The following is a 12,294-nucleotide window of genomic DNA, read 5'->3' as shown; positions in this document are numbered from 1 at the left end:
ATTGAACAAGAATGAGGGAATCGAATGTGAATCAGGACCGAATCAAGCGGATGGACTTGCTGGGCGGGCTGGGGGCGGGGATTCTCGGAGGCGGGCTCGCGTTGCTGTTCGCCCGCTGGCTCGAATCGTTTGCCGTGCCGGCGCTGCTACTCGGCATCGCAACGCATGGATGGGCAATGTACCAGAAAGGCCGACTTGAGCGGACCGAGGGGCTGGACGAACCGCGATGGGCGATCGTGGCGGAGGGCGTGTGCTGGGTCTTGCTCGCGATTCTGGTTCTTTACATCGGCTACCGGATCGTGGTGCCGGCAAGGTAGGGCATGCCAGGAATGGCATGCCGCAGCGAGACAGGAGGTCACTAATGCGAACCGATAGCCGGCCGGCGGACGGCACGACAAAGCGCAGCGTGAGCAGGCTGCGGGCAACTGTGCGGCCGCGTGATGCCGTGCGGATGGCAGCACGCCGCACAGATGCGCAAACTGCCCCTCTCGACAAACAGGCTCAACCGCAACCTCAACCCCTGTGGGAGCAGGCGTGGCGCTATCAGATCGACCGCTGGCAGCGAAGCGTCTTGTTCCTGGAAACACTGCGCGAACGCGCCAACAACATGCTCGCGCACGAGGAGGCCGGCATGCCGCCGCTGCTCGACTTCGACTATGAAACGATCCTCGATGCGCGCCGGTTTTCGAGGCCGGCGAACTATGCGTTGCTACGTATTACTGGCTGCCACGGTAACAGAGCGGCCGATTGCATTGACGACAAAAAGCCGCCAGTGGTCATCGTCGATCCTCGCGCCGGCCATGGCCCCGGCATTGGGGGATTCAAGCGCGAATCCGAGGTGGGCATGGCGTTGCACGAGGGGCACGCGACGTACTTTGTGGTTTTCTTCCCAATGCCGGAGGCTGGCCAAACGCTGGCCGACGTGCTTTACGCATTACGCCGCTTTGTCGAAGCGGTCAGCGAACGCCATGGCGGAAAAGCCCCGGTCCTTTACGGCAATTGCCAGGCCGGTTGGGCGGTCATGTTGCTGGCGGCCGGCTGCGAGGGCCTGGCTGGCCCAGCGGTGCTCAATGGATCGCCATTGTCGTACTGGGCAGGGCAGTCCGACGTGAATCCGATGCGGCTGGCGGGCGGCCTGACCGGTGGCGGATGGCTTGCCCATCTACTGGCCGATCTCGGAAACGGACGGCTGGACGGTGCCTGGCTCGTCCAGAACTTCGAGAACCTGAATCCGGCAAATACGCTGTGGGATAAGAATTACCAGGTGTTTACGCATATCGACACCGAGCGCGAACGTTTCCTTGAATTCGAGCGATGGTGGTCCGGGTATTACTTCCTGAGCCGGGACGAGATCCTGGCCATCGTCGAGAATCTTTTTATCGGCAACAAGCTGGAACGCGGTCTGATGAAGATTTGCCACGGGTGCTATGTGGACCTGAAGCGGGTGCGCAATCCGCTGGTGATCTTTGCGTCCGGCGGCGACAACATCGCGCCGCCGCACCAGGCCCTGAACTGGATTCCGACCGTCTACCCGACGACAGCTGAGCTGGAGGCCGCCGGCCAGCGCATCGTCTACCTGCTCAATCCTCACGTCGGGCATCTGGGCATCTTCGTTTCCGCGGCGGTCGCGCGGCTGGAACACCGGGCAATACTCGAGAGTATTGGGGAACTGGAGGCGCTGCCGCCGGGCTTGTACGAGATGAAGATCGAGAACCCGACCGGAGATCCGGACTGCCGCAAACCACAATACTCGGTGCGATTCGAGGAGCGGCAGGTCGAGCAGATCCGCTTCCCTTATCCGGTGCATGCGTTTGAAAATGTCTACGCCGTCGCGCAATGGAATGAATTCTGGTACCGCCTGATGCTCAGTCCCTGGATCACGGCGGCCGCCAATCCCCTGAGTGCCGAAATGCTCAAATGGATGCATCCGATGCGCACGCGCGTCCTCATGTTCTCCGAAAAACTCAATCCCGCAATGCAGCTCGTCAGGTTAATGGCACCCTTAGTTGAAGCTGCCCGAAATACGGCCGATGAGGACAATTCGTTCGTTACGATGGAGGGCAGGGCGAGCGAAGCGATTTCCCAATCTCTGGACAGCTATCGACGCTTGAGGGATGCAGTCTCCGAACAAATGTTTACGATCGTCTATGGACGCGACTGAAAGGAGTACGCTTTACTGACATCCTCAACCTTGCCCATATGGAGACGGCATGCTTATTGCATGACCGTAATATGTAGCCTGAATAGCTATCGGAGTTCTCAGAATGAAGAAACCATTTGCGATTGCCACCCTGTCCGTACTGATGCTGGCGCAAGTCTCATTGACGCATGCGCAGCAAACTAACGCTCCTGCAACGAACAAGGGGCTGGCCTCCTTGTTCTCCAGTGCTAGCGAGGAGGAATTGATTGAGCCGGACCTGGCGTTTCAGATGAAGGTGACGGTCAAGGGACCGAATACGGTGTTTGCCGAACTGGTACCGGCCAAGGGATATTACCTGTACAAGGAAAAAATCCGCTTCTCGTTCAAGAATAGCAGCGGCGTGTCGGTGAATTCGGTGAAGCTGCCCAGCGGTGAAATGAAGAATGACCAGATATTCGGCAAGACTGAAGTCTACAGAAAGGCCGTGCCGGTCGAACTCACCGTGAACCGCCCGCCGAAGACAGGCAGTGTCACGTTGGTCGCTGCGTACCAAGGGTGCCATGAAAAACTGGGCGTTTGTTATCCGCCTATCGAAAAGACGGTGAACCTCGCGTTGCCCTGAAGGTCAGTGAGGTGAGGTATTTGATTTTTTTAGGAGCTGAAATGAAGAAGTGGATGTTGACTGCACTGCTGGCCGCGACTTACGGCGTCGCCTATGGCGCAGGCGAAGCGATCACGGTTTACAAGGACAAGAATTGCGGTTGCTGCGAAGGCTGGGTGGACCACCTGCGCGCATCGGGTTTCCAAGTCAAGGCGATCAATGCGGACGACATGTCTGCAGTCAAGAAGCGGCTGGGTGTTCCTGAGTCGATGGGCTCGTGCCATACCGCGGTGGTGGACAAGACCGGGCAGGTAATCGAAGGGCACGTCCCAGCCAACGCAATCAACAAGCTGATCGCGCGCCGCGATGTCAAAGGCGTTGCAGCGCCGGGCATGCCAATGAATTCTCCTGGCATGGGCAAGCTGGACGGTACGTTGATTACCTATGATTTCGCGGGGAAGTCGTTCTCAAGAGATTGATTGCAGCGCTTTCCTCGGGCTTGGAATTCCCGTGACGGCATTGCCGACACCATTCTGGCCAGAGTAACGAGTGGATCGGTACGTCGCATCCGTAAGCTTTACGGAATCTGCGCCTCTGTATCCGGCTGTATTTTGGTTTCGACCTCGGCCGCCAGCTTATGCTGGCGCGAGCTTTACTTCCAGCTTATCGCCGGTCGGCAGCAACAGCAACAGCAACAGCAACAGCAACAGCAACAGCAACAGCAACAGCAACAGCAACAGCAACAGCAACAGCAGTGAGGCGGAAGCATCCGCCCGAGGGATACGCAAACATCACGTTGTCTTGAAGACTCCAACGGCCACCGCGTGGCGGATAGCCAGCGCGAACAGGTTAATTGCTTCGTCCGCGTAAGGTCCAAGGCAATGCGCGCCTGGTACTTGGTCGATCGTCTCATCGACCATCATCCCGGCGGGCTGCAACGGCTAACTTAACTGCAACATCCTCGTTGTTCCTGAATCGGCGGGCACTTCACTGAACCATAGGAACAGTATACGCAACAGTCGCCGGATAGCGGGCGAAGCACCTTTTTGCAGTTCTCGCATTGGTAGTAGAACTGACAAGCGTCGGTTGGCATGGTTTCCTTCTTGGCGAATCCACAATGGGGGCAGGTCAGGACCGATTCGAGAGTCACTGTTGTCATGACGATTACCTGCGAGGCGTGGATAGGAAGCCGGCATCCGTTTTCGCTTCAACCAGGGCGGCCACTTTTGTCTTGTAAGCATCATATTTCACCGGGACGGTCTTGGAGGAGTAGTCGATCACGGCATCATCGACGCCCGGCACCTTTTGGAGTGCTTTCTTTACGGTCATCCCACAAAGCGAGCATGTCATGTTCTGAAGGGCCAGAACGGCAGACTGCGTGACAGCAAACGCCGTTGCCACAGGAAGAAGTGTAAGAGCCACCAGTTTGCAAATCCGTCGCATCGAGTTTCCTTTACATAAAAAGAGGTACGGCTATCGGAACCGCGAGGAGGCACATCATAAACACAGCCACTGGCCAAAAAATGAGACGCTAGCGCGACAGCACAACCGGTTCGGTACAGACGGAACCAGGTGTGCAGACTTGCTTGGCGACGTATAAGCGGCGGAACGCCAGTCCGAAAAACAGCAGGCTTGGACAGGCAGTGCGAAATTGGGAATCAACAAGGCAACTGCCCAATTAATCGGTCCCTCTTGCAGGGCGACATTTAGCTTCAGGTTCAGATGTTCCTGCTTGAGTGTGAACGGCAGATTTAGAGCGCGAGGCTGGCCGTTTGATTTTGGTCGTTGTGAGTCTGTTTGGTTATCCGCGTTACCTGTAGCTATAGGTCGCCTTTCGGTTAATCACCACTGATGAAGCAAACGGAACACTCACTCACAAGCCGGCGCACAACCGTCCGCAAAGCGGACATTCTCGATTCTGAAAGCGAGTCTTTTTTACCTCACCTGAAGGTAACCGGTAAGTTGGAGCATTCGTTCAAGGCGACAATGCGACCCGCTTCGTTGCCATCACTTTTTGCTGGCCCGCATTCTCATCGAGAAGCTTCATCTCGCCGGTTACCGTGTTAAACAGAAGGTTTAACTGGTACTGGACATAGTGAATCTCGCCCTTCCGGACATTCAGTTCAAAATCAGAATTTACGTCCGTGTTTACGGAAAGCCGATGCTTACCAGGGCTCACGTCTATCACCGCATAAGTCAGAGGGCCAAGTTGCGCGACTGGTTTGCCGTCAACGAATACTTCGGCTTTGTCCTTCTGCGAAGCAGTGTATGGGCGGACGAGATAAATACGCGACGTTCCGTCGGACGGCGGAAGAAATGCTTTCGCGCTTTTGTCTTCTTCGACGGACGCCATGGGCACGGCAACGCATTCTTGCATACGGGTGAAGCGCCGGCACGCTATGGTGTCACTGTTGCTCGGCACAGCACTACACCCGATTGCCGCAAGCGGTAGCAGTACGACGATTAGTGCCTTTTCATATGTCTTCATACCTACCCCCAGATTGGAATTGGCGGCGACGTTTGCACGTGGCATCTGTCGCCGCAATTAAAGGAAATTTACTTTACCGAGAAGCGCACATTGACGGTTTTCTTGTCAGCAAACGTCATGAATGCCACTGCCTTGGAGCCCTTTACAAGCTTAGCGTCGCCATTGGCTACCATCGTATTTTCTCCAGCAGCCTCCAGCACTACCTCCGTTTTTTCTGCACCGTTCAAGACCGTCAGCTTTCCGGTCGCGCCACTCGTTGCCTTCGGTTTGCCATGGTCTTCAACGTAAATCGCCGCTTTGCCATCCTTGGTGACCAGTTCAAAGTTCAAATCGCTTGCGCTGCTCATGACGCCGCCATGCTTCGGCTTGTCACCGTGCGCCAGGGCATTTCCCGATACTGCTACTGCCATTGCCACGAGGGCCATCAGTCTTTTCATTGCTTTCTCCATATGGGCAGCGGCTCTGTTTTGGGCGCCGCTGCAACAGCCCATGCTTAATAAGCTTCCTTCGATTCGCCTGCAACAAGTGCGTCCAGCGGCCTGCGTCCCACCAGCCAGAAAATCAGCGGCGTCAACAGCGAATCAAGTATCGTCGAGCTGACCAGCCCGCCGAAAATCACCACAGCCACCGGATGCAGGATTTCCTTGCCGGGTGCATCGGCGGCCAGCAGCAACGGCACCAGCGCAAACGCGGCAACCAGTGCCGTCATGAGCACAGGGGTCAGCCGCTCCAGCGAACCGCGCACGATCATCGGCATGCCGAAGGTTTCGCCTTCGAACTTGCACAGGTTGATGTAATGGCTGACCTTCAGGATGCCGTTGCGCGTCGCAATGCCGGCCAGTGTAATGAAGCCGACCATCGATGCGACGGAAAGCGACACGCCTGCAATCCACATGGCAATGACGCTGCCGATCAATGCAAATGGAATGTTCCCCATGATGACCAGGGCAAGGACAGCGGACTTGTAGCGGGAGAACAGCACCAGGAAGATCATTGCCAGCGAGACCAGCGACAGGCTGATAATGAGCTTTGTCGCCTGCTCCTGCGCCTGGAACTGTCCCTCGATACTGACGAAGTAGCTTCCCGGAAGCCGGGTCGCGGCAATCGCCTTGCGGACGTCCCCGATGATGCGGGACATGTCGGAACCATCCGTGTTGGCATAGACCACGATGCGCCTGCGGCCGTTCTCGCGTCCGATCTGGTTCGGGCCATCGCCTTCTTCGACGGTGGCAACCTGCGACAGCGGAATTCTTCCTGCGGGAGTGTCGAGCATGACCCTGGCCAGATCCTGCGGAGAGCGGCTCTCGTCCGGCATGCGCACCAACAAGTCGAAGCGGCGTGGACCGTCGACCACCTGGGTCACGCGCTCGCCTTCCGACAAGGTCTGCAAGGCACTCAACACCTGTCCCGGCGCGAGTCCAAACTGGGCAGCCTTTCGATAATCGACACGCACCTTGACCTGCGGGATAAGCACTTGGCGTTCGACCGACAGGTCGACCAGTCCTGGAACGGTTGCCAGCCTGCCGCGCAGGCTTTCGGCGAGGCCGCGCAGGGTATCGAGGTCGTCGCCATAGATTTTCAGCGCGATCTGCGCCCTCACGCCAGAAAGCAGGTGGTCGAGCCGGTGTGAAATTGGCTGGCCAATCGCAATCGATGCAGGAATTACAGCAAGGCGGGAGCGGATGTCCGCCATGATTTGTTCGCGGTCGCGCTCGGAACGCTTCAAGTCGACGTCGATTTCCGCTGAATGGACACCTTCCGCATGCTCGTCAAGTTCCGCGCGGCCGGTGCGGCGGCCGACTTTTTTCACTTCCGGCACTTCCTGGATCAGCGTTTCGGCCAGCGCGCCCATACGGTTCGCCTCCGCCAGCGAGGTTCCCGGGGTGAAAGTCATCCCCATCACCAGCGAACCTTCGTTGAAGGCTGGAAGGAACGCACGCGGAAAGAACGGCACGCTGGCTGCGGCCGCAACCACCGCCACGGCGGCAACTGCCAGAATGCCTTTCGCCCTCGGGAAGGACCATTCCAGGATGCGGGTATCCCATGCCTTCAGCCGTTGCACGACGGGGCTGTCGCCGTGCGCAAGCTGCTTCATGTCGGGCAGCAGGTAGTACGCAAGGACCGGAGTGACCGTCATGGACACCAGCATCGAGGCCAGGATGGAGACAATGTAAGCCACGCCAAGCGGAGCGAACAGCCGGCCCTCGATACCGGGCAAGGCAAACAGCGGCACGAACACCAGCACCACGATGATAGTGGCATAGACGATGCCGGACCGCACCTCGACGGAAGCTTTCCAGATTGTTTCGAGCACCGATAAAGGATTGGCTTCACTACGCCGCTGCTTCAGGCGGCGCAGGATGTTCTCCACATCCACGACCGCGTCATCGACCAGTTCGCCGATCGCAATCGCCAGCCCGCCCAGGGTCATGACGTTGATCGACTGCCCGAGCAGGTGAAAGGCGACTGCGGTCACCGCCAGCGACAGGGGAATCGCAATCAGAGAAATCGCCGTGGTGCGGAAGTTCAGCAGGAACGCGAACAGGACGATGGCAACCAGGATCGCGCCGTCGCGCAATGCTTCCACCACGTTGTCGATGGACGCCGCGATGAAGTCTGCCTGCCGGAACAGGACTTCGGGCGTCGACAGGCCGGCGGGAAGTCCCTGCTTGAGTTCCGCCAATGCATTCTCGATGTCGCGCGTCAGCTTCACAGTGTCCGCGGCCGGCTGCTTCTGCACGCTGACAATGACCGCTGGCTTGCCGTTCATGCCTGCATCGCCCCGCTTGAATGCCGGCGCGTACCTGACGGAAGCGACCTGCTCGAGCAGGATGGGCGTGCCGTTGCGGAACGCCACAGCCAGTCCCTTCACGTCATCGAGCCTGTTGGTCCGGCCAAGATTGCGGATCAGGTATTCCCGGCTGTTCAGGTCGATGAAGCCGCCGCTGGTGTTGCCGGCGAAGCCGCGTACCGATGCCTCCACCTGGTCGAGCGTCACGTTGAACTGCGCCATGCGTGCGGTATCGGGCTCGATGCGCAATTGCCGTACGTCGCCGCCGATCGGAATGACTTGCGAGACGCCGGAAATAGACAGCAGACGCGGGCGCAGGACAAAGTCCGCGTATTCCCGCGCCTGCATCGGGCTGGCTTTCGACACGTCGATCGGCAGCGCAATCAGCATGATCTCGCCCATGATGGACGACACCGGCCCCATGACAGGCGTGATGCCGCCGGGGAGCTGCTCCCTGACCAGGGTAAGGCGTTCCGACACCTGCTGGCGATTGCGGTAGATGTCGGTGCCCCAGTCGAATTCGGCGTACACGATCGACAGGCCGACACCGGACACCGACCGCACGCGGGTCACGCCGGGCATGCCGTTGAGCGATGTCTCGATCGGGAATGACACCAGTTGCTCGACTTCTTCCGGCGCCATGCCTCCGGCTTCCGTCAGGATGGTGACCAGCGGCTTGTTCAGGTCCGGGAAGACATCGACCGGCGTGCGGGTCGCCATCAGCGCGCCGTAGACCACCAGCATCGCTGCCGCCGCCAGCACGAACAGCCGGCTGGTCAGGCTGAAACGAACTATCCAATTGAACATGTGTGCGCCCCTATCTGATCTGGTTGACCAGCGAGGCGCCGGAGACGACAACGCGGTTGTCCGGTCCCAAACCCTTGACGACGACGATCGTTTTCGCGTCCAGCGGCTTGACCTCGACCGGTTGCGCAATGAAGCGTTCCGCACCGGACTTGATCCACACGACGGGCTCGTTGTTCGGGTTGCGGACCAGTGCCTCCGCGGGCAGCGCGATGCCCTTCACCTTCTCGTTCAACCTGGCGACCACCGTCACAGGCTGCCCGACGGCAAGCGCGGCATCCTTCAGGTTTGCCCTGAAAGTGAGGGGCAAGGCGCCGTCACGCAGGCTTCGTCCACCGCCGATGAAGGACAGCTCGGCGCCCGGGTAGCCGGCCAGTCCCGCATTGGCGATCCTGCCCGTGAGCGATGCGTCCGGGGTTGCCGCTTCAACCACCATGCGGGCCGGGTCAACGATGTCGAACAGCACATCGCGCGCTTCCACGATCTGCCCCGCCAGGATGTTTGCGCTGGCAATGACGCCGGAGGCCGACGCGGTGACGGCTTCATTTCCGCTTACGCTTGCCGCCACCGCCCGTTCACGGCCGATCAGGCTGTTCAGCTCCGCATGCGCCGCTTCGATTTCCTTTTGCGGCACGGTTCCTTCCAGCGCCTCGAGACGCTTCACGCGTTGTTCTGCCAACTGGCGGTTGGCACGGATATCGACCAGCTGCGCCTGCTGGTTGCCGCGCTCGACGGCGCTGGCAATCGGCAGCACGTACGCAAGGACCTGGCCTTTTTCGACCCGCTGGCCCGCAACCGGGAGCCCTTTGGGTCCGGCTTCGATCCGTCCGGAAAACGGCGCCTGCACCCGGCCGCCTGCGTTCGGGTCGATGCCGACGCGCCCGTTCAATTCAACCGTGAACGGGTGCTCGTCTTCATGGCCCTTCACCGTACGGATGGCCATGCGGCGCTGTGCCTGCTTCGGCACATTGACGCTGCCGTCCGGGAGACGCGCGAGGCCGGTGGCGTTGCCGGATGCAGGGGCATCGAGGTGTTCGCCGTTGGGGCCGTGGGCGCCCGGTGCGGCAAGGGCGACAGGCGAGAGCGCACCTGCCATCAAAAGAGAGAAAACAATGGTCTTGTATTTGTTCAGCATGATTTTTTCCTGTCAGGGCTTGCGACGCAACTGGCGAATGACGATGGCGACAAGCAGTACCGCCAGCAGCACGCCGGCGATCACCCAAGTGGTCAAGTTGGTGTGCGAATGGCCGTGTTCGTCTTCGTGAGAGTGACCGTGTGTGCCGGCGTCGGCTTTCACTTCCAGTGTTCCTTCGAGAAGGTCGCTGTCGGCTTCCGCAGTCAATGTGAACAGGAGCGCGTGTTTCCCAGGTTTGGCCAGGGCTTTCAGGAAGTTTTCATCATCGACGGCATAGTCGCCATGGTCGGCGTGGAACCTGGCAGGCGCCTTCATGCCGTTGAACTCGACTTCGAGCTTGCCGTTCAGGACAGGCTCGTTGGTGTCGTAGCGGTCAATCAACATGGACAGCTCGCCATCCTGCAGATGGCCGACCAGCTCGAATGATTCCGTGAAAGTTTCAATGCGCGGTCCGGCATCGCTGTGGACATGGCCACCGGGTACATCCAGATGTTCGCCGTTCGGGCCGTGCGCACCGGGCGCCGCAAGGGCTGCCGACATCGTCACTACGTAAAAGAGGAAGATTTTGAGGACGTTCATGGAGTGATTCCTAAAGCTTGATTCAGTCGGGCGTGCGCAAGGCCTACTGCCACACGCTGTTGGCTTTCAGCGAACTCGGCGTCGTGCAACTGGCTTTGCGAGCGCAGCAACTCCGCCAGTCCTCGCTCGCCAAGGCGGAACGCCTTTTCAATGAGTGTCATGTGCTCGCGTGCCAACGCCAGGCGGGACGTGGCTGCCTCCAGCGCCTGCTGGGAAGCGGTGAGCTGCAGCTTTGCCATGTTGATGTCCACCTGAAGTGTTGCCTCGGCTTGCGCTAACTCGGCGGTAGCGGACGCGATCTGCGTTTGTGCTGCCGTTTCCAGCGGACGGTTTCGGGCATTGGTGCCAATCGGGATTTGGACGACCAGACCCACGCTTGACGCGGCACTGGTTGCACTATCCTTCTCCCGTCGCATCAGCAGACCAACTGTTGGCGGTTCGCTTCGCGTGCGATTCACCACGTCCAGCGATGCCTGCGAGCGCTTGAGGGCCGTGCGAGCGGCCAGTATCCGCGGATGCGGGTCGCGCATCCCGGCGGCGATCGGTTCCGGCTCAGTGGAAGGGATATCCGGTTGGCCAGTCAAGGTCGTGTACCGTGCCTGCGTTTCCTGCAGCTTTGCCCGGGCAGACGCCACTGCTCCCCTGGCTGCCAATACTTCCTGCTGCGCAAGGATGCCGTCAATCCGCGCCAGGTCGCCGGCCGCGACCCGACGCATCACTTCGTCAGCAATGGATTCGAGGTGGTCTTCGTGATCCTCGGCCTCGTCAAGTACTGCGCGCGCTGCGGCGACTGCCCAAAGCCGCTCGCGCACTTCGCCGGCAATAGCCAGCCGGGCATTGGCGACCTGCGCTTCCAAATCCTCTGAACTGCTTTCGGCCAGGCTCTGCCGCGCGGCTTTCTGGCCAGGCAGCCAGACTGGTGCGGAAAGCGACACCTCCGTTTCCCTGATGCCGTTTTGGTCGGTCCAGCGATCACTCCTCTGCGCAAGGCCAACGGTTGGCGAACCGGCAATCCAGGTATCCGCTGCATCACGGCCGGCAAGCATCTCGTTGCGGCGAGCTTCCAGAGTGCGGCCTTGTGACGACCGCTGCCAGGCCGCGTCAAACGCAGCGTTCAAGCCGGGCGGACCGGCTTGTGACAACGCCATGGGCGATACCAACGCCACGGCGGAAAACAAAATACTTAAATAATATGCACGCATGCAATCTCCATTCGGTATGAAAAAGCCAAAACCGAAGGCAAATACAGCCGGCGCGACAGGTCGCGCGGACGGACTCAGTGAAAGTGAGGATGAGTGCTGAAGTGCCCTCGGTGGATTAACCGAGGGATTGAGGCGGCCGTTGTGGCCGTTCAGGAACAGGATTGGGAATAAAGTGACCGAGGTCACCACGGGCGACCTTGAACGGCTCGTTCGTCAGAAATGGGACTGCAACGGACGGCAATGCAACGCAAGGGTGAGACGCGGAATGCTCAGCGAAATGCTTTGCCGACTCCCCCGAGTCGTCATAGTGTGTTGCGCCATGCTCATCATGGTGATGGCTCACCCCGTCGACATGTTCAACTTCGTGGGCGATGTTAAACATTTCCTCAAGCCCAAACGTGCCGCCTTGCGCAGCAAAACTGTGCAAGGGAAGCAGGAGCATCAGGAAAATGCAGAGAAAGCGACGCACGGGGAAGTCGTTAAACGGGTTGGGCAATGATTATACCAATGACGCCATGCTTAGCGGGAAACCATTGTCGTTCCGGGAACCCTAT

At 59.3% G+C, this 12,294-nt stretch carries 14 protein-coding genes; 6 read left to right on the top strand and 8 right to left on the bottom strand.

Translation table 11 applies throughout. The features are described 5' to 3' along the window. Positions 1 to 26: 26 nt before the first annotated feature. From AC3WOY_RS03110 to AC3WOY_RS03090, 5 genes are all read left to right on the top strand, one after another. On the top strand, positions 27 to 317 hold the full coding sequence (locus AC3WOY_RS03110; protein WP_492420910.1) for a hypothetical protein: 291 nt from the start codon (positions 27 to 29) through the stop codon (positions 315 to 317). A gap of 134 nt (positions 318 to 451) precedes the next feature. Then, on the top strand, positions 452 to 2,161 hold the full coding sequence (locus tag AC3WOY_RS03105) for a DUF3141 domain-containing protein (protein WP_492420909.1): 1,710 nt from the start codon (positions 452 to 454) through the stop codon (positions 2,159 to 2,161). Between the two features lie 103 nt (positions 2,162 to 2,264). Beyond that, on the top strand, positions 2,265 to 2,762 hold the full coding sequence (locus AC3WOY_RS03100) for a protein-disulfide reductase DsbD N-terminal domain-containing protein (protein ID WP_492420908.1): 498 nt from the start codon (positions 2,265 to 2,267) through the stop codon (positions 2,760 to 2,762). 41 nt (positions 2,763 to 2,803) lie between these two features. Next, positions 2,804 to 3,220, top strand: a complete 417-nt coding sequence (locus tag AC3WOY_RS03095) for a DUF411 domain-containing protein (protein ID WP_492420907.1) — start codon at positions 2,804 to 2,806, stop codon at positions 3,218 to 3,220. Further along, positions 3,221 to 3,499 (top strand): hypothetical protein, encoded by a 279-nt coding sequence (locus AC3WOY_RS03090; protein WP_492420906.1) that lies wholly within the window; start codon positions 3,221 to 3,223, stop codon positions 3,497 to 3,499. It begins immediately after the preceding gene. A 188-nt stretch (positions 3,500 to 3,687) separates the two neighbouring features. Here the strand turns inward: AC3WOY_RS03090 and AC3WOY_RS03085 are convergent, their stop codons facing one another. The 8 genes from AC3WOY_RS03085 to AC3WOY_RS03050 all read right to left on the bottom strand — a co-directional run bounded on the left by AC3WOY_RS03085 (position 3,688) and on the right by AC3WOY_RS03050 (position 11,926). Next, positions 3,688 to 3,900 (bottom strand): GDCCVxC domain-containing (seleno)protein, encoded by a 213-nt coding sequence (locus AC3WOY_RS03085; protein ID WP_492420905.1) that lies wholly within the window; start codon positions 3,898 to 3,900, stop codon positions 3,688 to 3,690. A gap of 5 nt (positions 3,901 to 3,905) precedes the next feature. Beyond that, positions 3,906 to 4,184 carry a cation transporter gene (locus tag AC3WOY_RS03080; RefSeq protein WP_492420904.1) on the bottom strand — a complete coding sequence of 93 codons (279 nt, stop codon included), beginning with the start codon at positions 4,182 to 4,184 and terminating at the stop codon, positions 3,906 to 3,908. Positions 4,185 to 4,716: 532 nt separating this feature from the next. Then, complete coding sequence (locus AC3WOY_RS03075; RefSeq protein WP_492420903.1) at positions 4,717 to 5,229, bottom strand: DUF2846 domain-containing protein; 513 nt, start codon at positions 5,227 to 5,229, stop codon at positions 4,717 to 4,719. Between the two features lie 68 nt (positions 5,230 to 5,297). Then, positions 5,298 to 5,666: a hypothetical protein gene (locus tag AC3WOY_RS03070; RefSeq protein WP_492420902.1), complete on the bottom strand. Its 369-nt coding sequence runs from the start codon at positions 5,664 to 5,666 to the stop codon at positions 5,298 to 5,300. A 56-nt stretch (positions 5,667 to 5,722) separates the two neighbouring features. After that, positions 5,723 to 8,827: an efflux RND transporter permease subunit gene (locus AC3WOY_RS03065; protein ID WP_492420901.1), complete on the bottom strand. Its 3,105-nt coding sequence runs from the start codon at positions 8,825 to 8,827 to the stop codon at positions 5,723 to 5,725. A gap of 10 nt (positions 8,828 to 8,837) precedes the next feature. After that, a complete protein-coding gene (locus tag AC3WOY_RS03060; protein WP_492420900.1) occupies positions 8,838 to 9,959 on the bottom strand; it encodes an efflux RND transporter periplasmic adaptor subunit in 1,122 nt (373 codons plus the stop codon). A 12-nt stretch (positions 9,960 to 9,971) separates the two neighbouring features. After that, a complete protein-coding gene (locus AC3WOY_RS03055; protein ID WP_492420899.1) occupies positions 9,972 to 10,538 on the bottom strand; it encodes a hypothetical protein in 567 nt (188 codons plus the stop codon). Next, a complete protein-coding gene (locus AC3WOY_RS03050) occupies positions 10,535 to 11,926 on the bottom strand; it encodes a TolC family protein (RefSeq protein WP_492420898.1) in 1,392 nt (463 codons plus the stop codon). The genes AC3WOY_RS03055 and AC3WOY_RS03050 overlap by 4 nt, the downstream gene beginning before the upstream one ends. A 133-nt stretch (positions 11,927 to 12,059) precedes the next feature. On the opposite strand from AC3WOY_RS03050, the gene AC3WOY_RS03045 reads away from it, so the two are divergent. Further along, entirely contained in the window at positions 12,060 to 12,239 is a 180-nt protein-coding gene (locus tag AC3WOY_RS03045; protein WP_492420897.1) for a hypothetical protein, read from the top strand. The last annotated feature ends 55 nt before the right edge of the window (positions 12,240 to 12,294 follow it).

The sequence above is a fragment of the Noviherbaspirillum sp. FW303-A3 genome (genome assembly GCF_058788695.1).
Note: the sequence above shows the minus strand (reverse complement) of the source record. Positions and strands in the feature narration are given on the sequence as shown.